Source organism: Streptomyces sp. NPDC101194 (genome assembly GCF_044767885.1).
In the GTDB taxonomy this organism is placed as follows: domain Bacteria; phylum Actinomycetota; class Actinomycetes; order Streptomycetales; family Streptomycetaceae; genus Streptomyces.
In genome coordinates, this window is record NZ_JBIWOS010000004.1 from 292819 (window position 1) to 317133 (window position 24315).

Annotated in this window: 25 protein-coding genes and 2 tRNA genes; 13 read left to right on the top strand and 14 right to left on the bottom strand. The window is 67.9% G+C overall.

Going from position 1 to position 24315, the window contains the following annotated elements:
* Positions 1 to 109: 109 nt before the first annotated feature.
* Positions 110 to 658 (bottom strand): helix-turn-helix domain-containing protein, encoded by a 549-nt coding sequence (locus ACIRP2_RS17955; protein ID WP_404251269.1) that lies wholly within the window; start codon positions 656 to 658, stop codon positions 110 to 112.
* Positions 659 to 828: 170 nt separating this feature from the next.
* Here ACIRP2_RS17955 and ACIRP2_RS17960 point away from each other — a divergent pair.
* Positions 829 to 901, top strand: a tRNA-Ala gene (locus ACIRP2_RS17960).
* 66 nt (positions 902 to 967) lie between these two features.
* Here ACIRP2_RS17960 and ACIRP2_RS17965 read toward each other — a convergent pair.
* Positions 968 to 1702, bottom strand: coding sequence for a DUF5324 family protein (locus ACIRP2_RS17965; RefSeq protein WP_404251271.1), 735 nt, complete (start codon positions 1700 to 1702; stop codon positions 968 to 970).
* 424 nt (positions 1703 to 2126) lie between these two features.
* On the opposite strand from ACIRP2_RS17965, the gene ACIRP2_RS17970 reads away from it, so the two are divergent.
* Both ACIRP2_RS17970 and ACIRP2_RS17975 read left to right on the top strand, forming a co-directional pair.
* Entirely contained in the window at positions 2127 to 2654 is a 528-nt protein-coding gene (locus ACIRP2_RS17970) for a peptidylprolyl isomerase (protein ID WP_402283287.1), read from the top strand.
* 155 nt (positions 2655 to 2809) lie between these two features.
* Positions 2810 to 3712, top strand: a complete 903-nt coding sequence (locus ACIRP2_RS17975; RefSeq protein ID WP_404251273.1) for a rhomboid family intramembrane serine protease — start codon at positions 2810 to 2812, stop codon at positions 3710 to 3712.
* A 427-nt stretch (positions 3713 to 4139) separates the two neighbouring features.
* On the opposite strand, the gene crgA is transcribed toward ACIRP2_RS17975, so the two are convergent.
* Positions 4140 to 4394, bottom strand: a complete 255-nt coding sequence (gene crgA / locus ACIRP2_RS17980; RefSeq protein ID WP_018101913.1) for a cell division protein CrgA — start codon at positions 4392 to 4394, stop codon at positions 4140 to 4142.
* A 143-nt stretch (positions 4395 to 4537) separates the two neighbouring features.
* On the opposite strand from crgA, the gene ACIRP2_RS17985 reads away from it, so the two are divergent.
* The 6 genes from ACIRP2_RS17985 to ACIRP2_RS18010 are packed head-to-tail and all read left to right on the top strand — an operon-like array spanning position 4538 to position 9106.
* Positions 4538 to 5305: a DUF881 domain-containing protein gene (locus tag ACIRP2_RS17985; RefSeq protein WP_404251276.1), complete on the top strand. Its 768-nt coding sequence runs from the start codon at positions 4538 to 4540 to the stop codon at positions 5303 to 5305.
* 26 nt (positions 5306 to 5331) lie between these two features.
* Positions 5332 to 6030, top strand: a complete 699-nt coding sequence (locus tag ACIRP2_RS17990) for a class E sortase (RefSeq protein WP_404251278.1) — start codon at positions 5332 to 5334, stop codon at positions 6028 to 6030.
* A 57-nt stretch (positions 6031 to 6087) separates the two neighbouring features.
* A complete protein-coding gene (locus ACIRP2_RS17995; RefSeq protein WP_351072028.1) occupies positions 6088 to 6270 on the top strand; it encodes a hypothetical protein in 183 nt (60 codons plus the stop codon).
* Positions 6267 to 6905: an aminodeoxychorismate/anthranilate synthase component II gene (locus ACIRP2_RS18000; protein WP_404251280.1), complete on the top strand. Its 639-nt coding sequence runs from the start codon at positions 6267 to 6269 to the stop codon at positions 6903 to 6905. Before ACIRP2_RS17995 ends, ACIRP2_RS18000 begins: the two co-directional genes overlap by 4 nt.
* Entirely contained in the window at positions 6902 to 8350 is a 1449-nt protein-coding gene (locus tag ACIRP2_RS18005; protein ID WP_404251282.1) for a class E sortase, read from the top strand. Before ACIRP2_RS18000 ends, ACIRP2_RS18005 begins: the two co-directional genes overlap by 4 nt.
* A gap of 27 nt (positions 8351 to 8377) precedes the next feature.
* The gene (locus ACIRP2_RS18010; protein ID WP_404251284.1) at positions 8378 to 9106 is read left to right on the top strand and encodes a class E sortase; all 729 of its coding nucleotides are present in this window, start codon (positions 8378 to 8380) and stop codon (positions 9104 to 9106) included.
* Between the two features lie 182 nt (positions 9107 to 9288).
* Here the strand turns inward: ACIRP2_RS18010 and ACIRP2_RS18015 are convergent, their stop codons facing one another.
* From ACIRP2_RS18015 to ACIRP2_RS18055, 9 genes are all read right to left on the bottom strand, one after another.
* Positions 9289 to 9483, bottom strand: coding sequence for a VOC family protein (locus ACIRP2_RS18015; RefSeq protein WP_404251286.1), 195 nt, complete (start codon positions 9481 to 9483; stop codon positions 9289 to 9291).
* Between the two features lie 62 nt (positions 9484 to 9545).
* Positions 9546 to 11528 (bottom strand): Stk1 family PASTA domain-containing Ser/Thr kinase, encoded by a 1983-nt coding sequence (gene pknB, locus ACIRP2_RS18020; RefSeq protein ID WP_404251288.1) that lies wholly within the window; start codon positions 11526 to 11528, stop codon positions 9546 to 9548.
* Between the two features lie 180 nt (positions 11529 to 11708).
* Positions 11709 to 12602, bottom strand: a complete 894-nt coding sequence (locus ACIRP2_RS18025; RefSeq protein WP_404251290.1) for a hypothetical protein — start codon at positions 12600 to 12602, stop codon at positions 11709 to 11711.
* 153 nt (positions 12603 to 12755) lie between these two features.
* Complete coding sequence (locus tag ACIRP2_RS18030) at positions 12756 to 13172, bottom strand: hypothetical protein (RefSeq protein ID WP_376274357.1); 417 nt, start codon at positions 13170 to 13172, stop codon at positions 12756 to 12758.
* Between the two features lie 229 nt (positions 13173 to 13401).
* Positions 13402 to 14859, bottom strand: a complete 1458-nt coding sequence (locus tag ACIRP2_RS18035; protein WP_404251292.1) for a peptidoglycan D,D-transpeptidase FtsI family protein — start codon at positions 14857 to 14859, stop codon at positions 13402 to 13404.
* Positions 14856 to 16268, bottom strand: coding sequence for an FtsW/RodA/SpoVE family cell cycle protein (locus tag ACIRP2_RS18040; protein ID WP_404251294.1), 1413 nt, complete (start codon positions 16266 to 16268; stop codon positions 14856 to 14858). Before ACIRP2_RS18040 ends, ACIRP2_RS18035 begins: the two co-directional genes overlap by 4 nt.
* A 23-nt stretch (positions 16269 to 16291) precedes the next feature.
* A complete protein-coding gene (locus tag ACIRP2_RS18045; RefSeq protein WP_404251296.1) occupies positions 16292 to 17776 on the bottom strand; it encodes a Stp1/IreP family PP2C-type Ser/Thr phosphatase in 1485 nt (494 codons plus the stop codon).
* A gap of 129 nt (positions 17777 to 17905) precedes the next feature.
* Positions 17906 to 18421 (bottom strand): FHA domain-containing protein, encoded by a 516-nt coding sequence (locus ACIRP2_RS18050; RefSeq protein ID WP_404251298.1) that lies wholly within the window; start codon positions 18419 to 18421, stop codon positions 17906 to 17908.
* Between the two features lie 10 nt (positions 18422 to 18431).
* On the bottom strand, positions 18432 to 19304 hold the full coding sequence (locus ACIRP2_RS18055; RefSeq protein ID WP_404251300.1) for an FhaA domain-containing protein: 873 nt from the start codon (positions 19302 to 19304) through the stop codon (positions 18432 to 18434).
* A 315-nt stretch (positions 19305 to 19619) separates the two neighbouring features.
* Between ACIRP2_RS18055 and ACIRP2_RS18060 the strand changes: the two genes are divergently transcribed.
* The 3 genes from ACIRP2_RS18060 to ACIRP2_RS18070 all read left to right on the top strand — a co-directional run bounded on the left by ACIRP2_RS18060 (position 19620) and on the right by ACIRP2_RS18070 (position 22369).
* Positions 19620 to 19702: transfer RNA gene (locus ACIRP2_RS18060), tRNA-Leu, on the top strand.
* Between the two features lie 260 nt (positions 19703 to 19962).
* Positions 19963 to 21681 (top strand): sensor histidine kinase, encoded by a 1719-nt coding sequence (locus ACIRP2_RS18065; RefSeq protein ID WP_404251302.1) that lies wholly within the window; start codon positions 19963 to 19965, stop codon positions 21679 to 21681.
* A 28-nt stretch (positions 21682 to 21709) separates the two neighbouring features.
* On the top strand, positions 21710 to 22369 hold the full coding sequence (locus ACIRP2_RS18070) for a response regulator (protein ID WP_404251304.1): 660 nt from the start codon (positions 21710 to 21712) through the stop codon (positions 22367 to 22369).
* 135 nt (positions 22370 to 22504) lie between these two features.
* Here the strand turns inward: ACIRP2_RS18070 and ACIRP2_RS18075 are convergent, their stop codons facing one another.
* Positions 22505 to 23116, bottom strand: a complete 612-nt coding sequence (locus ACIRP2_RS18075) for an FMN-dependent NADH-azoreductase (protein WP_404251306.1) — start codon at positions 23114 to 23116, stop codon at positions 22505 to 22507.
* Positions 23117 to 23246: 130 nt separating this feature from the next.
* On the opposite strand from ACIRP2_RS18075, the gene ACIRP2_RS18080 reads away from it, so the two are divergent.
* Positions 23247 to 23591 (top strand): winged helix-turn-helix transcriptional regulator, encoded by a 345-nt coding sequence (locus ACIRP2_RS18080; protein WP_404251308.1) that lies wholly within the window; start codon positions 23247 to 23249, stop codon positions 23589 to 23591.
* 177 nt (positions 23592 to 23768) lie between these two features.
* On the opposite strand, the gene ACIRP2_RS18085 is transcribed toward ACIRP2_RS18080, so the two are convergent.
* Positions 23769 to 24239 carry a MarR family winged helix-turn-helix transcriptional regulator gene (locus tag ACIRP2_RS18085; RefSeq protein WP_404251310.1) on the bottom strand — a complete coding sequence of 157 codons (471 nt, stop codon included), beginning with the start codon at positions 24237 to 24239 and terminating at the stop codon, positions 23769 to 23771.
* Positions 24240 to 24315 lie beyond the last annotated feature (76 nt).

Here is a 24315-nt window from a genome sequence, read left to right on the forward strand (position 1 = left end):
CGCCGCGTCGTCGTCGGGTTGCCATGACTCCGCCATGCCCCCCTCCTCCGCCGCGCGATCCACGGCACCGGGCCCGCTCGCCGATCCGGCCTGATCCGAACGAGAGGGCCTAGCTCTGGTGTCCTTCGTAGTGCGCGACCGCGTCCGCGGTGCGCCCCGCGCCGTACACCTTGAGGAACTCTGCCAGTTCCGGGTGGGTCGGGGCGAGGGAGTCGGCGGCATCGATGATGTCGCCGGCGGCCGCGACCGACCGCAGCAGCGACTGGATCTCACGCACCACGCGCCGGACGGTGGGGGCGCCACCGGTGGTGGAGGTCTGGCTGGTGCCGGTCAGGACGGAGCCGCCCTGAGACTTCTTGATCTCTTCCATGCGATCGGTGGCCTCCCCCGCGCTGACGCTGCCGTCGGCGACCTGACCGGCCAGTTCCTGGAGCGCCTGGACACGCTGGACGACCGCGGGATTGCCGATCTTCGCCCGCTGGCCGCTCATCAGCTGGGAGAGCATGGGGGCGGACAGCCCGAGGACCGCGGCGAGCCGAGCCTGGTTCAGGCCGAGATCATCGATCAGCCGGCGGAAGAGCGCCCCGAGAGGTTCTCCGTACCAACTGCGCTGAAGCTCCCTGGCTCTTGCCGTTGCCTCTTGCTGAGCTGCGTCCATGGCGTCTCCCCTTCGCTGCGGCTTCGCTGCTGCGAACCTCGACGAGCATCTTACGGAGAGTGGTCGTCCACCGGGAGCCCCTATCTTTTTGCAGGATTCCGGGGGGTACCCGGTACTCTGGTCTGCGACGGTTGCCGAGACGTCGAAGCGTCCGGTGCTGTCCCCTTTTCGGGGCCTTAGCTCAGTTGGTAGAGCGCTGCCTTTGCAAGGCAGATGTCAGGAGTTCGAATCTCCTAGGCTCCACAGAACAAGAAGCGGGCGCCGGAGGACTCGAGGTCTTCCGGCGCCCGCTTTCTCGTACGGGTCGGTTCAGCGGCCGTCGTCGAGATCGGTGCCGTCCACACCTCCCGGACCGTCCGTCCCCCTGGCTTCCCTGTCGGTCTGCCCGGCCTGGGCGTCGGGGTCGAGCGAGGCCGGACCGCTGCCGTCCACCGAGGACAGCGGCGCGCGGTCGGACACCTCCGTGGGAGCGGGGGGCTCGACCAGCCAGTCCGGGTTGGCCTGCCTGTCCCACCACCGCCACGCGGCGTAGGCGCCGCCCGCCACGACGCCGACCACGAGGAGGCCCTTGAACAGCCGACCGGCCTTCGCCCGCCGCTCGTGCTTTCTGGCCAGCTGCCTGATCTCCTTCGCAGTCACTTGACTGCGCAGCGCGGCCAGCGCGGCTGCGCTGCGCGCCGAGGCCTCCTCGGCCATGGGCTGGGCGACGGACATCGCGTGCTCGACGCGCGGGACGGTGTAGTCGGCGGCGGTACGGGCGGCCCGGCGGGTACGGACCGCGGCACGCTGGGCCGCCTCGTCGACCTTGGGGGGCACATGGGCACGGGCCAGTTCGAGACGTGGCGCGAGATGCGCGTCGTATCGGACGCGGGCCTGCCGGGCTGCCTTCGACATCTTCGGCGCGAGCCGCGCGCGGGCCTCGCACGCGAGATGCGCGGCCTGGTCCTTGGCCGTGTCGGCGTAGGGCGCCACCACTTCCGCGGCGTGCTGCACGCTGTCCTTGGCCGAGTCGGTTGCGGCGCGCACGCTGTCGATGCGGGTCACGGGATCCTCCTCCTTGGTGGCGGGTTGGCACTCCGCCTTTCCACCCATTTCGAGATCATGCCCGCCGGAGACCCGTACGGCATGCGGGGCGGGCATCCGGGTCATTCAGCCCATGAGTGATGCCTTGGGGCAATGCGGTGCAAGGGGAGCTTGTCGATGACAATGCCACGGTTCGGCTCAGCCCGCGCCGGGGCGTCACGCGCTTGGCCGCATTTGTTCCTGCAGCAAGCGGACAGAAGGGTTTCGGTCACGTCGCAGGCGAGCGGGGCGGAGCTGGCCTCGGCGCAGGGGGCGCGGTATCGGGCAAGAAGGTGAGCGCGGCGCGTTCGGGGTGGCGGCCGGGCGCCGGAGCGGACGGGCCGTGCGAGTATCGGTGGACGGCATCGAAGACTTAACGTCACCGAAGACTTACGGAAGGCAGATCGTGGCTGAGCAGCTTTACGCCACCTTGAAGACCAACCAGGGCGACATCGAGATCCGGCTTCTGCCGAACCACGCGCCCAAGACGGTCAAGAACTTCGTCGAGCTCGCCAAGGGCGAGCGCGAGTGGACGCATCCCGAGACCGGCAAGAAGTCCACGGAACCGCTGTACGACGGCACCGTCTTCCACCGCGTCATCAGCGGCTTCATGATCCAGGGCGGCGACCCGCTGGGCAACGGCACCGGCGGCCCGGGGTACGAGTTCGGTGACGAGTTCCACCCCGACCTCAGCTTCAACAAGCCGTACCTGCTGGCCATGGCCAACGCCGGCCCGGGCACCAACGGCTCGCAGTTCTTCGTGACCGTTTCCCCGACCGCCTGGCTGACCGGCAAGCACACGATCTTCGGTGAGGTCGTCGACCCCGCCAGCCAGAAGGTCGTGGACGCCATCGCCGCCACCCAGACCAATGCCCGCACCGACCGCCCGCTGCAGGACGTCGTGATCGAGTCGGTCGTGATCGAGAACCGTTGATCACCGGTGGTCGTCACATGATCACTCCCTGATTGTCCTTTCGGGGAACCAACAGCCCTGCTCGTCCGTACTTGTTACATAGCGGACGAGCAGGGCTGCGTTGTGCGTGCTGCCGCCACGACGAGGACCGAAGGGGCCGGGAAGTGAGGGGACCGATGGACCAGCAGCCGCCGGGAGACCGGGACCGGACCGCCGCCACGGACGGCTCGCTCAGCTGCTACCGCCACCCCGGCCGCGGGACACACATCCGTTGCACCCGCTGCGACCGGCCGATCTGCCCCGAGTGCATGGTCAACGCCTCGGTCGGCTTCCAGTGCCCGGACTGCGTCCGTCAGGGGTCCGGTACGGGACACGGCCCGGCCGCGAACGTGCCGCGCACCGTCGCGGGCGGCAGCATCACGGCCGACCCCCGGCTCATCACCAAGATCCTTCTCGGTATCAATGTCGCCGTGTACATCGCCGTGCTGGCGAAGGGCGACGCGCTGGTCAACGAGCTGGTGCTGCTCGGCCGTGCCACGACCCACTTCGGCGGCCCACTGGAGGGCGTCGCCGAGGGCCAGTGGTACCGGCTGGTGACGTCGATGTTCCTGCATCAGGAGATGTGGCACATCGTCTTCAACATGCTGGGGCTGTGGTGGCTCGGCGGCCCGCTGGAGGCGGCGCTCGGCCGCGCCCGCTACCTCGCGCTCTACATGCTCTCCGGCCTGGCGGGCGGCGCCCTCACCTACTGGCTCTCCGCACCCGTACAGGGCTCGCTCGGTGCCTCCGGGGCGATCTTCGGTCTGCTGGGTGCCACCGCCGTGCTGATGCGCCGGCTCAACTACGACATGCGCCCGGTCTTCGTGCTTCTCGCGGTGAACCTGGTCATCACCTTCAACCCCTGGGGCGGAATCGCCTGGCAGGCGCATGTGGGCGGGCTGATCGCGGGCACGCTGATCGCGATCGGCATGGTGCACGCACCCCGAGAGCGGCGCGCACTGGTGCAGTACGGCACCTGCGCCTTGGTCCTGGCGGCCGTGGTCGTCATCGTCCTCGCCAGAACAGCAGCGCTGACCTGACCTGAGCGAACGGGGCCGCAGGCCCCGATCCTGCGGGACGCGGCGGCTGTGGACACCGGACCGGTCACGGCTGCGGGCGCCGGTGCGGGCATGGCTGCGGAAGCCGGTACGGACATGGCCGGGGGTGCCGATGCCCGGTTGTTCCCTCGGTCAGTTGTCCACAGCACCAGTTGTCCACAGCGTGTACCGGATCTTGTGCATTCTGTGGGAACAACTGTGCCCCTTGTCGCTGAGCTGGGTTTTTTCCAGCAGGGACAAGGGGCGTTCCGCCTCTGGACGAGGCGGGCTGCAGTCACATCGGCGTCAACAGCCAGGGAGTTATCCACAGATCGTCTGACCTTTTCCCCTGCCTGTGGATAACGCTGTGGGTAACTCGGGGCAAGGCTTGCCGGACCGGGCCCGCCGCGAGGTCACCCGCTCCGCGGCACTACTTCCACTGCGTGGAGACTCCGAAGCCGCCGGCGATGAAGCCGAAGCCGACGACGATGTTCCAGTTGCCCAGCGACTTGACCGGCAGATCGCCGTCGGTCACATAGAAGACGACGATCCAGGCCAGACCGATCAGGAAGAGCGCCAGCATCACCGGCGCCACCCAGCTGCGGCTGGTCAGCTTTATGTTGGTTGCCTGCTTCGCCGGAGGAGGCGTGAAGTCGGCCTTCTTGCGGATACGTGACTTCGGCACGAGGAACTCTCCTGTCGATGCGCTGCGTGACCGCGCAGGGAACTGTGGCTGGCGCCGGGGCAGGGGACGCGAGGGGGAATGCTGCCTCCCCCGGGCGTCCGTTAGCGTAGTGCTTCTGTGGCTCCGAAGGAGATAAGGGTACGTTGAGCAATTCTGCCGACTCTCCCGAAGGACCGGTCCGGCGCACCTTCCGGCACCCGGCCCGGGTGCTCACGGCTGCCGTCTTCGCCCTGGCCGGACTGATCTTCGTCACCAGCGCCAACACGGCCAAGGGCACCAACATCCGCACCGACTCCTCGCTGCTGAAGCTCTCCGACCTCATCCAGCAGCGCAGCGGCAAGAACGCGGAGCTCGACGAGACCACCGCGTCCGTCCGCGAGGACATCGACTCCCTCGTCCGGCGCGACGACGGCAGCACCGAGGCCGAGGACGCGCGGCTCAAGGCGCTGGAGCGCGCCACGGGCACGGCGAAGCTCTCCGGGCGGTCCGTGTCCGTCACCCTCGACGACGCCCCGCCCAACGCCACCGCCAACCCCGGCTACCCCGACCCGCAGCCCAATGACCTGGTCATCCACCAGCAGGACCTTCAGGCGGTCGTCAACGCCCTCTGGCAGGGCGGCGCACAGGGCATCCAGGTCATGGATCAGCGGCTGATCTCCACCAGCGCGGTCCGTTGCGTCGGCAACACGCTGATCCTCCAGGGCCGGGTGTACTCCCCGCCGTACAAGATCACCGCGGTCGGCGACCCGGGCAAGCTCAAGCAGGCGCTCAACGACTCCCCGGCGATCAGCAACTACCTGCTCTATGTGAAGGCGTACGGGCTCGGCTGGAAAGTCGACGAGAACGAGGCGGTGACTCTTCCCGGCTACTCGGGCACAGTGGATCTCCACCATGCGGAGCCGGTGCGGTAGCGAGCAGCAGTGGGGAGGCCGACGGGGTGTCGGTGCGACTGGTCGTGAGGACGTTCAGTGAACTCTGTATCACCGTCGGTGCCCTGATCGTGCTCTTCGTGGTGTACGTGCTGTTCTGGACCGGGGTGAAGGCCGCCGACGCGACCGAGGGACAGATCGACACCCTGCGCAGCCAGTGGTCCCAGGGGCCGGTGACCGCTCCCGCGCCGGACAGATCTCCGAAGCCGACGGCGCCGCCCGCCCCGGCGGCGTACCGGGACGGCAAGCCGTTCGCGATGCTCTACATTCCGCGCTTCGGCAAGGGATGGGAGTGGCCCGTTCTGGAGAACACCGAGGTCCGGACCCTGCAGAAGGGGCTCGGCCACTACACCGGGACCGCCCGTCTCGGCGCGCAGGGCAATTTCGCGGTGGCCGGGCACCGCCGTACGTACGGGGACCCGTTCAAGGACTTCCCGAAGCTGCGACCGGGCGACCCGGTGGTGCTGACGGACGGGACGACGTGGTTCACGTACCGCATCGACAAGAAGCCCTACCGGACGGTGCCGAGCGACATCGGGGTCATCGATCCCGTACCCCGCAGGTCCGGCTTCGACGGGCCCGGCCGCTATCTGACGCTGACCACCTGCGACCCCGAATGGGGCAGCAGCCACCGGCTGATCGCCTGGGCGCACCTCGACGCGACCCAGCCTGTGACCGACGGCAAGCCGGCGGCTTTCCACAGCTGACCCACGCCTGCGCCCCGGCCCTTTAGTCTGGTTCCCGTACCGAATGGAGGGGACAGCATGTACGGCTGGATCTGGCGGCATCTGCCGGGCAACGCATGGGTGCGTGCGCTCATCTCGCTCGTGCTGGTGCTGGCTGTCGTCTACGCGCTTTTCCAGTACGTCTTCCCGTGGGCGGAGCCGCTGCTCCCGTTCGGAGATGTGACGGTCGACGGCTCGACCGGGACGGGGGCCGGCCAGTGAGTGCCCGCATCCTTGTCGTGGACAACTACGACAGCTTTGTCTTCAACCTCGTCCAGTACCTCTACCAGCTCGGCGCCGAGTGCGAAGTGCTGCGCAACGACGAGGTGACCACGGCACACGCCCAGGACGGCTTCGACGGTGTCCTGCTGTCGCCCGGCCCGGGGACCCCCGAGCAGGCGGGTGTCTGCGTCGAGATGGTCCGCCACTGCGCGGCCACGGGCGTCCCGGTCTTCGGGGTCTGCCTCGGGATGCAGTCGATGGCGGTGGCGTACGGCGGGGTGGTCGACCGGGCCCCCGAGCTGCTGCACGGCAAGACCTCGCTGGTGACCCACGAGGGCACCGGGGTCTTCACCGGCCTGCCGTCCCCCTTCACCGCGACCCGCTATCACTCGCTCGCAGCCGAACCCGACACGGTTCCGCCGGAGCTGGAGGTGACGGCGCGCACAGCCGACGGCATCATCATGGGGCTGCGCCACCGTGAACTGGCTGTGGAGGGCGTGCAGTTCCACCCGGAGTCGGTGTTGACCGAGCACGGCCATCTGATGCTGGCCAACTGGCTGGCGCGGTGCGGCGACACAGAGGCCGTGGCGAGATCGACGGGGCTCGCGCCGGTGGTGGGCAAGGCCGCCGCGTGACCGCACTCCGCCCCGAGCACGACGCCGGACAGGACGGCCCGTACGAGCAAGGAGCGTACGAGGCCGCAGGCGCGTTCGAGGCGGCGGTCGACCGGCTGGCGGATCCGCTGAACGATCCGCTGCCGGGGCAGCATGCCTCGCCGTGGTTCCGGTCGGGCAACATCCCGCCGGAGGGGGCGGGGCAGGGCGCGGGACGGGGCCGAGGGCAGCACCGGGCCCCGGATCGGCAGCCACCGGCGCAGACGCAGGCACAGAGACCGGCACCGGCAGCGGCTCCTCAGGGCGCGCGGAGCCCCGAGCAGACCCCGCGGGAGTGGTACGACCCCGAGGGGTTCGAACGGGACTGGTACGGGCAGCGGACGCCCTCCCCGGCAGCCTCTCCCGAACCCGTGGCGGAGCCCGTCTCTCCGCCGCTCCCGATGCACGACGCGACGGTCGGTCCGCGGGCGGCGGCCCCCCGGAGCCCGGCCCGTCGGCCGGTGGCGCCCCAGCGGTCGGTCACCGGGCCGGATTCCGGGTTCGGACCCGAGCCGGAGCCGGAGCCGGAGCCGGGGGCGGCGAGCGGCGCGGAGAGCTTCCCGGAGCCGGGTGCCGGGCGCGGGGGGACCGATCCGGAACCAGGTACCGGAGGCCGCGCCGAGCGCCGACGTGCCGCGAAGGGGCGCGGTCGCCAGCGTGCCGAACCGCGCCCGGGGACCACGGGGCCGACCACCGCGCCGACCGGAAGGCCGATGTCGCGCGTCGAGGCGCGGCGGGCGGCGCGCGCCGCCAAGGACAGCCCGGCCGTGGTCGCCAGCCGGGTCACCGGGGAGCTGTTCATCACTCTCGGTGTACTGATGCTGCTGTTCGTCACGTACCAGCTGTGGTGGACGAATGTGCGTGCCGACCAGTACGCCGGCAAGGAGACGCACAAGATTCAGGACGACTGGGCGAAGGGCGACCGCAATCCCGGTGTGTTCGAACCGGGACAGGGATTCGCCATCATCCACATCCCCAAACTGGACGTGGTCGCTCCGATCGCCGAGGGCATCAGCAAGGAGAAGGTCCTCGACCGTGGCATGGTCGGCCACTACAGCGAGGGCACGCTGCGCACCGCGATGCCGTCGGCCAAGCAGGGCAACTTCGCGCTGGCGGGCCACCGCAACACGCACGGCGAGCCGTTCCGCTACATCAACAGGCTGCGCCCCGGTGACCTGATCGTGGTCGAGACGCAGGACGCGTACTACACGTACGAGGCGACGAGGACCCTTCCGCAGACATCTCCTTCCAATGTCTCGGTGATCGGACCGGTCCCGCCCGGTTCGGGGTTCACCGGGCCGGGCCGGTACATCACGCTGACGACCTGTACGCCGGAATTCACGAGTACGTACCGATTGATCGTCTGGGGCAAGATGGTCGACGAACGACCGCGCAGCAAGGGAAAGCCCGACGCGCTCGTCGGCTGAAACATCATCACGACAGGGACGGGTGCGGTGACAGCGAGGACCGAGCACGAAGAGCGAATCGGTGAATCCGGGCCCCCACCACGGCGCAGCGACCGCCATCCCCTCGCGACCGCGGTCAGCTTTTTCGGCGAACTGCTGATCACCGCGGGCCTGGTGCTGGGTCTCTTCGTCGTCTACTCCCTCTGGTGGACGAACGTGCTCGCCGACCGCGAGGCCACCAAACAGGGGCACACGGTCCGTGACCGCTGGGCCGGTGGACCGGGCGCGCTGGACACCAAGGACGGCATCGGCTTCCTGCATGTCCCGTCGATGCGGAACGGCGAGGTGCTGGTCAAGAAGGGCACCGACACGGAGAACCTCAACGACGGCATCGCGGGCTACTACACGAACCCGGTGAAGTCGGCTCTCCCCTGGGACAAGAAGGGCAACTTCACCCTCGCGGCACACCGCGACGGGCACGGTGCCAAGTTCCACAACATCGACAAGGTGAAGACGGGGGACGCCGTCGTCTTCGAGACCCGGGACACCTGGTACGTCTACAAGGTCTTCAAGGAACTTCCCGAGACGTCGAAGTACAACGTCGACGTGTTGCAGGCGGTGCCGAAGGGCTCGGGAGCGAAGAAGCCCGGCCGCTACATCACGTTGACGACCTGTACGCCGGTCTACACGTCGAAGTACCGCTACATCGTGTGGGGCGAGCTGGTGCGTACGGAGAAGGTGGACAAGGACCGCACGAAGCCGGCGGAGCTGCGTTAGGACCTCTCGTCCGGATCACGCCCCGCTCGATCCGAACGAGACGGCACGACGAATCGAGCCCGAAGTCGCGATCATTACTTGTGACTTCGAGATGAATGAGCGTCAAGAGCTTTGGATCGCAGGACCGTTCGCATGTTCCGGGACGAGTCGGGCCGGGTTCCGTTGCGACCCGACCCGGCCGGTCATGCTTGGTCGAAGCACAGGCAGAAGGGGTGTCCGGCGTAGGCGGACATCACCCGGACGTTCTTCTGCGGCTGGAACTCCGCCACGGTGGCTCCCAGGGCGACCGCCTCGGTGACAGCGGAGTCCGGCTCGCCGACCGGGAAGTCGAAGCATCGATCCTTCGGGCGCTCCGGGCTGTCGTGGCCTGTGTGCACGGCAAAGGGCCCCGGTCACCGTTGAGGTGCCGGGGCCCGATGGCGGTCGGTGCGGTTCGGGGTCAGTGCCGTCGGCCGGACGGGCCGCCGAAGATGTTGCCGTCTCCACCACCCGGCATGGTCTGGACGTTGACGGCGCTGTTCTTGTCGACCTGTTCGTTCGCGTTGGGCTGGAAGGCGATGACCCTGGCATTGTCGTCGCCCGGTCCCTGTACCTGACCGAGCTGCAGACCTGCCTGAGCAAGCAGGGCCTTCGCCTCCCCGAGGGTCTTGCCCTGCAGGTCGGGAACGGTGGCCTTCTCCGGCTGCTGCGGGCCCTTCGAGACCGTCAACACGATCTGGGCGGTCAGCGGCTGCATCGAGTCCGCGGGCGGGTTCTGGCTGATCACCTGGCCTGCCGGCTTATCCGAATCGACGTCGGTCCTGGAGACGTTCTTGAAGCCCACGCCGTTGAGCTGAGCCACCGCGGCGTCGTAGTCCCGGTCGGCCACGTTCGGCATCTTCTGGGTGGCCTGCTTGGCGACCGTGATCGTGACCTCGGAGTTCTTCTCGGCCTTCGTGCCACCGCCGGGGTCCTGCTTGACAACCGTACCCGCGGTCTTGTCGGACTCGACCGTGGCGACGTTCACAGTGAAGCCCTTGGCCTCAAGGTCCTTGCGGGCGGTGTCCTCCGTCTTCTCCACGACGTCCGGGACCTCGACCTTGGGGGCACCGGTGGAGACGACGACCCTGACGGTGCCCTTCTCCGCCATCTTGTTGTTCGGGGTCGGTGTCTGGCTGCAGATCCTGCCCTTGGGCTGATCCTCGCAGGGCTCGCGCGAGCTGACTTCGAGGACGACGTCGGAGGTGTCCGCGAGCTTCTGTGCCTCCTTCAGGGTCGAACCGACCACGTTCGGCACATCGACCTTGCCGCTGTCGCCATTGTTGCCACTGAACACCGCCCGGCCGATCAGGATCGCGCCGATCAGCACCAGGACGCCGGCGACGATCAGCAGGATCGTCGAGGTGTTGTTCTTCTTCTGGCGGCGCCGGTCCGGGCGGTCGTCGTAGCCGTAGCCGCCGTCGTCCGGGTTGACCGGGGGCAGCATGGACGTGGGCGCGCCGTTCTGGTCCGCAGCGTGCAGCGCGGTGGTGGGCTGGTCGTTGCCGTACCCCTCGTAGCCGCCGTAACCGGGCGTGCCCATCGCCGCGGTGGCGGCGACCGGCCGGCCGTCGAGGTACGCCTCGATGTCGGCGCGCATCTCGTCGGCCGACTGGTAGCGGTAGTCGGGGTCCTTGGTGAGGGCCTTCAGCACGATCGCGTCCATCTCGGGCGTGATCTCGGGGTCGAAGTTGCTCGGCGGCTGAGGCTCCTCCCGTACGTGCTGGTAGGCCACCGCGACCGGTGAATCACCGACGAACGGCGGCCGGACCGCCAACAGCTCGTAGAGCAGACAGCCGGTGGAGTACAGGTCCGAGCGCGCGTCGACCTGCTCGCCCTTGGCCTGCTCCGGGGAGAGGTACTGGGCGGTGCCGATGACTGCCGCGGTCTGGGTCATCGTCATACCGGAGTCGCCCATGGCGCGGGCGATACCGAAGTCCATGACCTTGACCTGGCCGGTGCGCGTCAGCATGACGTTCGCCGGCTTGATGTCACGGTGGACGATGCCCGCGCGGTGCGAGTACTCCAGCGCCTGGAGGATGCCGACGGTCATCTCCAGGGTGCGCTCGGGCAGCAGCTTGCGGCCGGAGTGCAGAAGTTCCCTGAGCGTCGACCCGTCGACGTACTCCATCACGATGTACGGGATGGAGACCCCGTCGACGTAGTCCTCGCCGGTGTCGTAGACCGCGACGATCGCCGGGTGGTTGAGCGAAGCGGCGGACTGGGCCTCACGGCGGAACCGGGCCTGGAAGGACGGATCGCGGGCCAGATCGGCCCGCAGCGTCTTCACGGCTACGGTGCGGCCGAGCCGGGTGTCGTGTGCGAGGTAGACCTCGGCCATGCCACCACGACCGAGCACCGAGCCCAGCTCGTACCGGCCGCCGAGGCGACGCGGCTCTTCCATAGCGGTAGACCTCTCCCTGAACCGTCCACGTACGGGTGCCTGGAATACGGTACCCGTCGAGGCAAATCAAACCCGGCGCTGCCCGGAGCCGATACGCGACCGGTACAAACGGTCTCGGCGGGTGATGGCCGGTGCGGGTCGTGTGACATCCGCACGGGCCGTGCAGCGCCGTTGATCACGTCAGTGCAGAGATGATGCGGCTTTCACTACGGTCTCGTTGTATGTGTGCAGTTTGTTCAATTGGTCGGCATTCTCACGGATTGCGCCGTTCTGGTATGCCGTCTCCGTTGCGTACCAGACACCCACGACATTGAACTTCTGCTTGCACGCCACATCCGCCGTCGCGGTGGACTTCTCGGCAGCGGTCGGCGGTCCCGCGGCAGTGAATTCCTTCGCGGGGTCCATGGGCGTCTTGAAGTCGAAGCCCTTTTCCTTCATGCACCCGGACCACGAAGCGAAGACCTTTTTGGCACGCCGGTCGTCCATGGACCGTATGAAGCTTTCCTGGGAGAGGATCTGCGCGGCCATTCCATCGCCGATGTCCGGGGCACCCTCCGCCAGCTCTCGTTCCGCCGTGCCCACACAACCGCGGTCGGAGTTTCCGAGATTGGTCGCCTTCGGACGTTCTCCCGGCTTGAGTCCGGTGAGTGCCTTGAATGCCTTGTCCGAGAGCCCCTCGTTCTGGGTCGGTGGCTTCTTCTGGGCGCTGGGATCGCGTTCCGGAGGCAACCGGTACCCGTACGTGGCGGCGATCTCCACGTCGGCGCTCCCGTAGCGGAGCTCGTTTCCGAGTGGCCCGGCTGCGGGGATGGGCTTTTCGGGAACGTAGTCGAACCCCTGCTCCCGCATGCATTTCTGCTTCAGCTCTTCGGTTGCCAGGAAGATCTGCCGGGACCGGGCAGCGTCGATCATGTAGGCGTCGAGAGGAAGTTTCAGGTCCCGTGCCACAGGATTCTTGGGGATGGTCCGTACCGGCGCGGGATCCGCCTCTTCGACGACCGATGAGGCCCTTCGCGTGGGCTGGGCAGGGCCTTCGGCGTCGCCGCCGCTGCCGCAGGCCGCCGCACCGGCCATGAGAACGAGGGCCGTGGCGATCCGCCGGGTGACGGCCGGACGCGCGGTGGACCATCCTGCTGGAGCTGAGCGTGGCATTTCTGATTCGTGTCCCGGTCGCTGGGTGGGAACGACGAGTTGCCGCCGAGGTCGGCGGCAACTCGCCGACGGGCATTACGAAACGTACTGTGCGGACGCGTTGTTGTTCTTCAGCGTGCTGTTGAGCGGGCCGGCGTAGGAGCTGCTGAACACCTTGCCGAACGTCTGGTAAGCACCCTGGTAGTTCGAGTTGTAGTAAATGCGGACGCTGCTGGAGTTGTTCCAGTTCACGACGTACGCCGCGTTGTTCTTCACGATCTGGGTGTAGCCACTGCCGTTGCCCCGGCACATGAAGTAGTCGTCACCGAAGCTGGGGTCGTTCCAGGCCCACCCCTGCCATGCGCTGCTCTGGTTCGAGTTGAAGTAGAGCTCGTAGCCGCCCTTGTCCGCTCCGGACATGCAGGTGTCGGCAGCGGCCGGAGTGGCCGTCGTGATGGTGACGGCCGCAGCCGCGGAAACGCCTGCTATGAGCAGGGAAAATGCCTTCTTCATGTGGGTACCCCTCCCTGGATCGGCCAGTGTCGATGGAAAGCGCCGACCGTTTTGTGAACGGAATTCTTTGCTGTGTCCATCTCAACTGGTTGATCTTGGGAGCGTAGCCAGCGCCGACCTCGCAGGGTAAGGAGTCCGCACTCGGTGTGACGGAGATCATGCGTGAACGCACTCGCACCCGGCCGTACGCGTACGACGACCGGGTGCGAGTTGGCGGGGTGCGGAAGGCCTACCTGCTGCGTGCCAGGACCGCCTTCATCACGTCCCGGGCGATCGGCGCGGCCAGGCCGCCACCCGAGATGTCGTCGCTGACCGCGGCACCGTCCTCCACCACGACGGCCACGGCGACAGGAGATCCCGCCTTGGTCTTGGCGTAGCTGATGAACCAGGCGTACGGCTTCTCGCTGTTGTTGAGGCCGTGCTGGGCGGTACCGGTCTTGCCGCCGACCGTGACGTTGGGAATCTGAGCGTTGCGGCCGGTGCCGTTCTGGACCACGGTCTCCATCATCTGCTGGAGCTTCTGAGCATTCTCGGCCGAGAGCGGCTGGCTGAACTGCTCCTTCTCGTGGGTGTAGATCACGTCCAGATTGGGTGCCTGGCGCTGGGCGACCATGTACGGCTGCATCAGCTTGCCGTCATTGGCGACCGCGGCGGCGACCATGGCCATCTGGAGCGGGGTGGCACGGTTGGAGGCCTGGCCGATGCCCGCCATGGCGTTCTGCGGCCGGTTGTCCTTCGGGTAGATGCTTGCCTCGGCGCGGACCGGAGTGAAGATCTCCTTGTTGAAGCCGAACTTGTTCGCTTCCTCGATCATCTTCTCGTTGCCGAGGTCGTCGCTCATCTTGCCGAAGACGGTGTTGCAGGAGATCCGAAGCGCCTCGCGGAGCGAAGCGTTCTCGCACGGGATGTTGCCCTCGTTGGCGAGGTTGTCGGTGGACAGCGGCAGCCGCCAGGGCAGCGGGGAGTCCGTCTTGGCGTCGATGTCGGAGTGGAGGCCGTTCTCCAGGGCTGCGGCGGCCGTCACGACCTTGAAGGTCGAACCGGGCGGGTAGGTCTCGCGCAATGCCCGGTTGAGCATCGGCTTGTCCTTGTCGTTCAGGAGCTCCTGCCGCGCCTTGCTGTCCTTGTTGGAGTTGCCCGCGAAGACCGAGGGGTCGTACGAGGGGGTGCTGGCGAGGGCGAGGATCGCGCCGGTCCGCGGATCGAGGGCGACCACCGCTCCCTTCTTGTTGCCGAGCCCCTTGAAGGCGGCTTTCTGGGCGTCGCCGTTGAGAGTGGTGACGACGTTGCCGCCCTGCTTCTTCTCGCCGGTGAACATCGACAGCGTGCGGTCGAAGAAGAGCTGGTCGTCGTTGCCGGTGAGGATGCCGTCCTCAATGCTCTCGAGCTGTGTCGCGTCGAAGGCCTGCGAGGAGTAACCGGTGACAGGGGCCCACATGGGGCCGTTCTTCCAGACCCGCTTGTACTTGAAGTCGCTGCCCTCGGTCGCGACGGAACCCGTGACGGGGTTGCCGTCGACGATGATGTTGCCGCGCTCGTGTGCGTAACGCTCGATGCGCACGCGGCGGTTCTCGTCGCGGCTGTTCAGTTCGTCGGCGCGGACGTACTGCAGGTAGTTGGTCCGCACGAGCAGGGCGAGGATGAGGACGCCGCAGAAGATCGCGATCCGGCGGAGGGGCTTGTTCAAGGTCGGACCACCTGGGTCATCTCGGCATCGGAGGACGGGGCGGGGGCCGGGGCCGGTCGACGGGCGGTGTCGCTGATCCGGATCAGAATGGCGATCAGCGCCCAGTTGGCCAGCACGGACGAGCCGCCGGCCGCGAGGAACGGCATGGTCATACCGGTCAGCGGGATGAGTCCCATGACACCGCCGGCGACGACGAAGACCTGGATGGCAAAGGCGCCGGAGAGGCCGATCGCGAGGAGCTTGCCGAACGGGTCCCGGGCGGCCAGAGCGGTGCGTACGCCGCGTTCGATGATGAGACCGTAGATCAGAAGGACGGCCATCATTCCGGCGAGCCCGATTTCCTCACCGACGGTGGCGAGGATGAAGTCGGCGTTGGCGGCGAAGCCGATCAGGTCCGAGTGGCCCTGGCCCCAGCCGGTGCCGAGAGTGCCTCCGGAACCGAAGGACATGATCGCGTTGGAGATCTGTTCACAGGCGCCGTCGGTCTTGAAGCAACCGAACGGGTCCTTCCAGGCGTTCACCCGGGACTGGACGTGATGCTCGAACGTGGCGACACCGACCGCTCCGGCCGCGGACATCAGCAGACCGAAGACGATCCAGCTGGTCCGTTCCGTCGCGACGTACAGCATGATGACGAAAAGGCCGAAGAACAGCAGCGACGTGCCGAGGTCGGTCTCGAAGACCAGGATCAGGATCGACAGTGCCCAGATGACCAGAATCGGTCCGAGGTCACGGCCACGCGGCAGGTACATGCCCATGAAGCGACGACTGGCGAGAGCCAGCGCATCGCGTTTCACCATGAGATATCCGGCGAAGAAGATCGCAATGATGATCTTGGCGAACTCTCCCGGCTGGATCGAGAAACCGGCGATCGTGATCCAGATCTTGGCGCCGAACTTGCCGGGGAAGAACATCGGCAGGATCAACAGGATCAGTGCCACGACCATGGAGATGTACGTGTAGCGCTGCAGGATGCGGTGGTCCTTGAGCATGAGCAACACGGCGACGAACAGCGCGACACCGATTGCGGAGTACATCAGCTGCCTGGGCGCGGAAGGGGTGAAGACGCCGTACTGGTACTTGGCCAGCGAGATCAGTCGATCCGACTGGTCCAGCCGCCAGATCAGCACCAGGCCCAGGCCGTTGAGCAGGGTCGCCAACGGCAGCAGCAGCGGATCGGCGTACGGCGCGAACTTGCGTACCACCAGGTGGCTGACGCCGCCGAGCAGGATGAGCCCGCCTCCGTAGCCGAACATGCCGGACGGGAGCTTGCCGTCCATGGCGAGTCCGACATTGGCGTACGCGAACACCGAGATGGCGATGGCGAAGACCATCAGTCCCAGTTCGGTGTTGCGGCGGCTCGGTGCGTCGATCGCGCCGATCGTGGTCGTGTTGGTGACAACGCTCATGGTGCTGAAGGCCCCCTACGGCTTTACTGCTTACCGCACTGCGGGACCAGCTTTTTCTCTTCCTCCGAGAGGCTGGGACCAGGAGTGGGAGTTGCGGTCGGCTTGGTCTTGGTGGCACCGGACGTCCTGGTGACGTCCGAGCCGGTGCCCCGGGCTTGGGTCTCGTCGGGGCCGGCCTTCTCGGCCGCGCGTCGCTCGGCGTCCTTCTTGCAGGCGGATGCCTGGACGGCGAGTTCGCTGATCTTCTCGCGCGCGGAGGCGATGTCGCCCTCGGCGATGGTCGCCTTGACCTGCTTGCGCTGGTAGGGCGGGAGGTACTTGAGTTCGATCTCGGGGTGGTCCTTCTCGACCTCCGAGAGCGAGACCCACGCCAGGTCCTGGCTGATGCCGCGGAACAGCGCCACGTGTTCGTTCTTCGCGCCGACGTAGAACTGATTCTGCGTCCAGCGGTACCCGCCGTAGAGACCACCGCCGACGACGGCGAGCGCGAGCACGGTGTAGAAGGACCTCTTGAGCCACTTGCGGCCGCCGCCGGGCTTGACGAAGTCGTCGTCGGTGTAGGCGTCGAAGGAGCCGTCCGGCATCCCGTCGTAGCCGACGCCGTCGCCGCTTCCGGGCGGGCCGAAGCCACCCGCGGGCGGCTGGACGGGGCGGCCGAGACCGGCCGCCCGTCCGGCGGGGGTCTGCATGGCGCCGCCGTCGTTCAGCTGGGCGGCCTGGTTCTCGGCGACCGCGCCGACGATGACCGGGGTGTCGTTGAGCTGTCCGGCCAGGGCGTCGTTGCTGTCGACGTCGAGGACGTCGGCGACGATGCAGGTGATGTTGTCCGGGCCGCCGCCGCGCAGGGCGAGCTGGATCAGCTCCTGGATGGTCTCCTGGGGGCCCTGGTAGCTGGCGAGGGTCTCTTCCATCGTCTGGTGGGAGACGACGCCGGAGAGCCCGTCGGAGCAGATCAGGTAGCGGTCGCCGACCCGGACCTCACGGATGGAGAGATCGGGTTCGACATGGTCGCCACTGCCCAGCGCACGCATCAGCAGGGCGCGCTGCGGGTGCGTGGTCGCCTCTTCCTCGGTGATCCGGCCCTCGTCCACCAACCGCTGCACCCAGGTGTGGTCCTGCGTGATCTGGGTGAGTACGCCGTCGCGCAGCAAGTACGCGCGGGAGTCGCCGACATGGACGAGGCCCAGGCGCTGGCCGGTCCAGAGCAGGGCGGTGAGCGTGGTGCCCATGCCTTCGAGCTGGGGGTCCTCCTCGACCATCATGCGCAGCTGGTCGTTGGCACGCTGGACCGCCGTACCGAGGGAGGTGAGGATGTCCGAGCCCGGGACGTCGTCGTCGAGCTGGACGAGCGTGGAGATCACCTCGGAGCTGGCGACCTCGCCGGCTGCCTGGCCGCCCATGCCGTCGGCGATGGCGAGAAGGCGCGGACCGGCGTAGCCGGAGTCCTCGTTGCCTTCCCGGATCATGCCCTTGTGCGATCCGGCGGCGAAGCGCAGGGAAAGACTCATGCGCACCTCACCCGTCGGCTCGGGGTACAGCCGGTCTCGAGCCACACTGCCCACCCTCCGGTCGGGAGCCGGGCCGGGTCCGTTGCCCGGGCCGCCGCGACTCGCTCGCTCCGCTCGCTCATTGTCGTACTACTTCCGCAGCTCGATGACGGTCTTGCCGATCCGGATCGGCGCGCCCAGCGGAACAGGTGTCGGGGTGGTGAGTCGGGTCCGGTCGAGATACGTGCCGTTGGTGGACCCGAGATCCTCGACGATCCACTGGCCGTCACGGTCGGGGTAGATCCTGGCATGCCTGCTGGACGCGTAGTCGTCGTCCAGGACGATCGTTGAGTCGTGGGCCCGGCCCAGCGTGATGGTCTGCCCCTGGAGCGCCACCGTGGTGCCGGTGAGGGTGCCCTCGGAGACGACCAGCTTTGTGGGTGCCCCCCGGCGCTGGCGGCCGGGCTGTTGGCGCTGCTGCGGCGGTGCCGCGGCATTCTGGCGCGCCTGTGGCGGTCGCGCGTCGGTCGCGTTGCGGCGTGAGCCGCGCTGCGTGACGCGCGTTCCGAACAGGTCGCTGCGAATGACCTGGACGGCCACGATCACGAACAGCCACAGAACAGCCAGGAAACCTAGCCGCATGACCGTCAGGGTCAGCTCTGACATTGCCCCCGCTTCACCCTTCGGCTTGCCGGTAAACGATGGTGGTGCTGCCCACGACGATCCGCGAGCCGTCGCGGAGCGTAGCGCGGGTGGTGTGCTGCCCGTCCACCACGATGCCGTTGGTGGACCCGAGATCCTGGATCGTCGAGGGCGTTCCGGTCCGGATCTCACAGTGCCGACGCGATACGCCGGGGTCGTCGATCCGCACGTCGGCTTCGGTGCTGCGTCCCAGCACCAGCGTCGGGCGGGAGATCTGATGGCGGGTGCCGTTGATCTCGATCCAGCGCCGCACCTGCGCGTTCGGCAGGGGGCTGGGTCCGGCCGGCGGGTGCCGGTCGGAGCCGGGCGCTCCGGGCCTGCCTGCGCCCGGCGGCGGGGCCGCGGGCATGGGCGGGGCCGAGCTGGGCGGGTAGCCGTAGCCGCCGGTGGGCTGCGGGGTCCGTCCCGGGCCCGGGTGAGGGGGCTGGCCCTGCTGTCCCGGCCGGCCCTGGGGCTCCTGCTGCTGTGACGAACTCGACGCCAGGGTGCGGCTGCGCACCCGGTAGAGCCCGGTGTCGAGGTCGTCGGCCTTTTCCAGATGGACCTTGATGGGGCCCATGAAGGTGTACCGCTGCTGCTTGGCGTAGTCGCGGACCAGGCCGGAGAGTTCGTCGCCCAACTGGCCGGAGTACGGGCTGAGTCGCTCGTAGTCGGGGGTGCTGAGCTCGACGATGAAGTCGTTGGGGACGACGGTCCGCTCGCGGTTCCAGATCGTTGCGTTGTTGTCGCACTCGCGCTGGAGGGCTCCCGCGATCTCGACCGGCTGGACCTCGGACTTGAAGACCTTGGCGAAGGTGCCGTTGACCAGACCTTCGAGACGCTGCTCGAAACGCTTCATGACTCCCATGGGGCACCTCCTCCGTTGTAGTCGTCCCTGTACTGCTTACTGATCGTATCCACGCGTCGGGAAATCGGCTGGTTCCCCTTGTCTGCCCTGTGGATGAGTGTCACCTCTCACACGGATCGTAGAGGCGGCCTCCTGACAGTGTCCCGCACCAGGGGTGCACTGAGGAGGAGTGGGGGCGGCCGTACGGCGTTCCCGGTTCCCGCCAGGCGTTCGGTGAAACAACGGATGTGAATCCACCCTGTCCAGCGTGCTAATCTTCCGGATGTCGCCAGGCGCTCGCACCAAACGGTGAGAGAGTCTGGAAACACCACTCTTGCGCGAGTGGCGGAACGGCAGACGCGCTGGCTTCAGGTGCCAGTGTCCTTAGGGACGTGGGGGTTCAAATCCCCCCTCGCGCACAAGAGAGAAGCCCCACAGGCCCAACGGCCTGTGGGGCTTCTTCGTTCCCCGGTGGGTGCCGATATTTCGTCGGTGGTCGGCCACGTCCGTCGGTGCCGGGGCGTTCGTCGATGCTTGGTGGTGCTCGGCAGTGCTCCTGGATGTTCCGGGGCTTCTGTGCGGCGGGTAGGGGCTCAGCGGGATGCGGCTACTTTCGTCGTGGGCGGACGCGACGAAAGGGGGGCGTCGTGAGCCTGCGGGGCTGTCTAGGGTGCGGGGCGTGTACGCGATATCGAAGCTCCGGGCCGGGTGGCAGTGGTGTGCGGCACCCGAACTGTGGTCCCGGCGCAGGACGGCCGGAGAGGCCGTGCTGGCCGTGGTGCTGGGGTTGCTCGCCGCCGGGACGGAAGAGCTGCTGCGCAGCGGTGAGCTGAGACTGTGGACGGTCTCGACCCTGGTCGCGGTGCTGTCCTTGATGAGGCGACGGCTGCCGGTGACCGTGCTGGTGGCCACGGCAGCCCTGGCCGGGCTCTCCGACGGCTTCGCTCCGCTGCTGATGGTGGTGGCGTGGAGTTCCGGGCGCCGGATCGCCGGAGCCGGGCGGGCTCTGGGGGCCTTCACCGCTGCCTACACGGTGTACGTCGGTCTGACCGTGGTGGTGAACTGGGCCGGATTGCGGCCGCTGACCTACGTGCTGTTCACCACCCTCTACTTCCTGGCCACGACACTCGTGCCCGGCCTCGCCAGCCGCTACTGGACGCAGCGCCGGACCCTGCTGCACGCCCTGCAGGAACGCAATGCCCAGCTGGTCCGGGAGCGGGTCATGATCGTCGGGCAGGCGCGGCTCATGGAGCGCCAGCGGATCGCTCAGGACATGCACGACAGCCTCGGCCACCGGCTGGCCCTCATCTCTGTCCATACGGGGGCGCTGGAGGTCGACCGCGAGCTGACGGAACGGCAGCGGGAAGTGGTCGGAGTGCTGCGGGACGCCTCGGTCCACGCGATGCACGAGCTGCGCGAGGTCGTCGGCATTCTCCGCGACGGTGTCGAGGGGCCGCAGGGCGACGAGGGCGGGCAGCCTGCGGCGCGGGGCACGGCGGGCATCGAGGAGCTGACAGCGACGGCGCGGGCCGCCGGCAGCCATGTGGAGCTTCGCCGTACAGGAACGGTCCGGACGCTTGCGGCGGCCTCGGACCATGCGGCGTACCGGATCGTCCAGGAGGCCTTGACCAACGCGTACAAGCACGCGCCGGGTGCGGAGATCAAGGTCGAGCTGCGCTACGAGCCCGATTCCTTCGTCGTCGAGATCGTCAACGGTCCACAGCGGCAGGAGCGGCCGATGGGCGAGGTGGTCAGTGGCGGCCAGGGGTTGCCCGGCCTGCACGAGCGGGCCCGGCTGGTCGGCGGCATGGTGCACACCGGCCGGATCGAGGGCGGCGGCTTTCGGGTGGCCGGTGTGCTTCCGTACGGCGCCGAGGGCATGCCCGGCGGGATGCCGGTCACGCCGATGGTTGACGCGGAGGACGACTTCCGGCAGCAGTCCCAGAGGGTCCTGTGGGGGAACGGTGGTCCGGTCATGGACGGGACGGTTTCCGAACGGGAGTTGGCGATGAGCGGCAGCGGAAGGAAGACGGGCGGCGGGGTCGCGCTGGGCTGCGGGATAGGGGTGGGAGCCCTGGTGCTCCTGGTGCTGGCCGGTGGCTTCGGCCTGTACTTCTTGGTGAAGGAGATGGACAAGGCGATGATCGACCCGAGTCGGTACCGGTCGATCAGGATCGGCACGGCGGAGGACGAGGTGCGGGAAGAGTTGCCCACCGGGGATACATTCATCGCGTCCGGGTTGGACGGTGAGGGGCCGGAGAAGCCGGCCGGGTCACGGTGCCTGGTTCTCATGTCCTCGGAGACGGGCAGGAACATCAACACCGAGCCGGTGTTCCGGTTCTGTTTCCGGGACGGCAAGTTGATCGAGAAGAGGTCCTACGAGATCGCCAGTAGGTGAGGCGTCCGGGAGGAGCGTGGGGGTACGAGTGACGGGTCGGCCGATCAGAGTCGTCATCGCGGACGACGAGCCTCTCATCAGGGCCGGGATACGCATGATCCTCACCTCGGACCGTTCCATCGAGGTCGTCGCGGAAGCGACGAACGGGCGGGAAGCCATCGAGCTGGTCCGTGCCCATGCGGCGGACGTGGTGCTGCTCGACATCCAGATGCCGGTGATGGACGGGCTCACGGCGCTGGCGGAACTGCGAACGGCGGCGCCGACAGCGCGAGTGATCGTGCTCACAACGTTCGGCGAGCGGGAGAACGTGCTGCGGACCCTGGAACAGGGAGGTGCCGGATTCCTGCTCAAGGACACCGCCCCGACCGAGCTGATCCAGGCGGTGCGGGCGGCGGCTGCCGGAGACGCCTATCTTTCGCCCGGTGCCACCCGGCATGTGGTGGATCAGCTGACCCTGGGACGGGCGGCGGTCCGGGGTGAAGAGGCGCGGCAGCGGGTGGCGGCGCTGAGCGGCCGCGAGTGCGAGGTGCTGGCGCTGCTCGGGGAGGGGCTCTCCAATGCGGATGCGGGACGGCGGCTGCACATGAGCGAGGCGACGGTGAAGACCTATGTGAGCCGGATCCTGGCGAAGCTGAGGTGCGAGAACCGGGTGCAGGCCGCGTTGCTGGCGAGGGATGCGGGGCTCTAGAAGGCTGCGGGGCGGGCTCGGGGGGTCGGGTCGTGTTTCACGTGAAACGCCCGATTGGAAGCGTTCCCATATGCGCGAGGAGGGCCGGGGCGGACGGAGTGGTTGGCTGCCGGGCCCCGGCCCGCCTCGCACGGTTCAGGCAACGAGGCGGGTGGCAAGAGCCTTGGCCTTCTCCGCAGCGGCGGCGAACGCCTTGTCGCGGGAGGCGTCGGCGAGCGGAATGAGGTCGGCCATCTCGGGCTTGGACCGGGCCAGCGTCAGTTCCGGAACGATGAAGTCGACCTCGGCACCGAACATGCTCGTCAGCAGCTTCTCCAGGTAGTTCTGGACGAACTCGGCATCCTCGCGCGGGGTGCCGACGGCGTACGAGCCGCCACGGCTGGCGACAACGGTGATCGGGGTGCCCGCCACGGGGCCGTCCGGGCCCGCGTTGTGGCCGACGATGATCACCTGGTCGAGCCAGGCCTTCAGCGTGGACGGAATGCTGAAGTTGTACATCGGGGCGCCGATCAGGACGGCGTCCGCCGCCGCGAGCTCGTCTGCGAGCTCGCGGCGCAACGGGTCCTCGGCGCCGGCGGCGACGGCCGCGGCGTCCAGATGAGGCAGCGGGGCGGCGGCGAGATCGCGGTAGACGACCTGCCCGTCGGGGTGCTGCTCGCGCCAGGCCTGCACGAAGGCGGCGCTGACGTCGCGTGACGCGGAGCCCTCGGGGAAGACGGCGGAATCGAGATGCAGGAGTGTGGCCACGGGGAGTCTCCACGGATTTCTGGGAATGGCGGCGCACCGATGAGGTGTGCCTCTCTTTTGTGCGTACCTAGTAATAACACAGGGACTTACTATTTGTAAGCCGCTCACGGCGGCGCAGTACCCTGGGTGTATGGCGGAGCACAGCGAGCAGGCGTGTCGGCGGGTCGATGTGGGCATCACCCGCGTGTTCGAGCTGTTCGGCAAGCGTTGGACGGGGCCGATCGTCTCCGTGCTGATGCAGCAGCCGGTGCACTTCGCGGACCTGCGGCGAGCGATTCCGGGCATCAGCGAGCGCATGCTCTCGGACCGGCTTTCGGAGCTGGGCGCGGCCGGACTCGTGGTCCGAGAGGTCGACGAGGGGCCACCGCTGCGGGTCTCGTACCGCCTGACCCGGGCGGGTGCCGCGATGGAACCGGCGCTCAAGGAGCTTGCTCACTGGTCCAGGACATATCTGTCCTCCGATGGCCCCTGTTGAGGCTCTGTCCTCCGACGGCCTCTGTTGAGGCGCACCTGGACGGCAAGGCCCTCTTCTTCAAGTCTTGCCGGGCCCGCGTGCCCCGGCGATCCGGCCTGATCCGAATGAAGGGTCGTGGGGCGGCTTCGAGGGTGCGCGTGTGCCCGGGCCGAGTGGTTCGTGCGCTGCTCCGGCGGATCAGGTCCTCGGTGCCTGCGGGGTGGTTGTGCTCGTGTCGCCTGCCGAGTTGTAGCGGAGCAGATACTCCGCGAACCTGGCGAGATCGTCCGCCGTCCAGTCCGCGAGGCGCTCCTGGTAGGCGGCCCGGCGGCTGGCCTGTGTCGAGGCGAGCGCCTGGGTTCCGGCCTCGGTGGGGTGCAGTACCTGGATGCGGTGGTCGTCCGGGTCGGGGTGGCGCTCGACCAGCCCCCATTTCTCCAGGGCGCCGATCTGTCGGCTGACTGTTGATTTGTCCAGCATGTAGTGCGCGGCCAGATCCGTTGCGCGGCAGCCTTGCCGGTCGTCGATGTGGGCCAGCAGCGTGTAGGAGACCAGGGGCAGCTCCGGGTGGAGGCGTGCCGCCGCGGCCCGCGCGCGGCGTGCGAAGGCGGTGAGTTCGCGCTGGATGACGTCCAGCGACTCTTCGCGTTCTCCGGGAGTGCCTGGCACCGATCCGCCTTCCTTCGCCTTCCTCGGGATTTCAGTTGTATAGTACAACGGATTAGGAGTTGTAAAAGCCAACTAA

Excerpts from the sequence above, each read along its gene's own strand:
- ACIRP2_RS17995 (WP_351072028.1), top strand. The coding sequence starts at position 6,088 with ATGTACGGCTGGATCTGGCGGCATCTGCCGGGCAACGCATGGGTGCGT.
- ACIRP2_RS18025 (WP_404251290.1), bottom strand. The coding sequence starts at position 12,602 with ATGGCCGGTGCGGCGGCCTGCGGCAGCGGCGGCGACGCCGAAGGCCCT.
- ACIRP2_RS18080 (WP_404251308.1), top strand. The coding sequence starts at position 23,247 with ATGGCGGAGCACAGCGAGCAGGCGTGTCGGCGGGTCGATGTGGGCATC.
- ACIRP2_RS17955 (WP_404251269.1), bottom strand. The coding sequence starts at position 658 with ATGGACGCAGCTCAGCAAGAGGCAACGGCAAGAGCCAGGGAGCTTCAG.
- ACIRP2_RS18055 (WP_404251300.1), bottom strand. The coding sequence starts at position 19,304 with ATGGGAGTCATGAAGCGTTTCGAGCAGCGTCTCGAAGGTCTGGTCAAC.
- ACIRP2_RS18045 (WP_404251296.1), bottom strand. The coding sequence starts at position 17,776 with ATGAGTCTTTCCCTGCGCTTCGCCGCCGGATCGCACAAGGGCATGATC.
- ACIRP2_RS17975 (WP_404251273.1), top strand. The coding sequence starts at position 2,810 with ATGGACCAGCAGCCGCCGGGAGACCGGGACCGGACCGCCGCCACGGAC.
- ACIRP2_RS18030 (WP_376274357.1), bottom strand. The coding sequence starts at position 13,172 with ATGAAGAAGGCATTTTCCCTGCTCATAGCAGGCGTTTCCGCGGCTGCG.
- ACIRP2_RS18050 (WP_404251298.1), bottom strand. The coding sequence starts at position 18,421 with ATGTCAGAGCTGACCCTGACGGTCATGCGGCTAGGTTTCCTGGCTGTT.
- pknB (WP_404251288.1), bottom strand. The coding sequence starts at position 11,528 with ATGGAAGAGCCGCGTCGCCTCGGCGGCCGGTACGAGCTGGGCTCGGTG.
- ACIRP2_RS18040 (WP_404251294.1), bottom strand. The coding sequence starts at position 16,268 with ATGAGCGTTGTCACCAACACGACCACGATCGGCGCGATCGACGCACCG.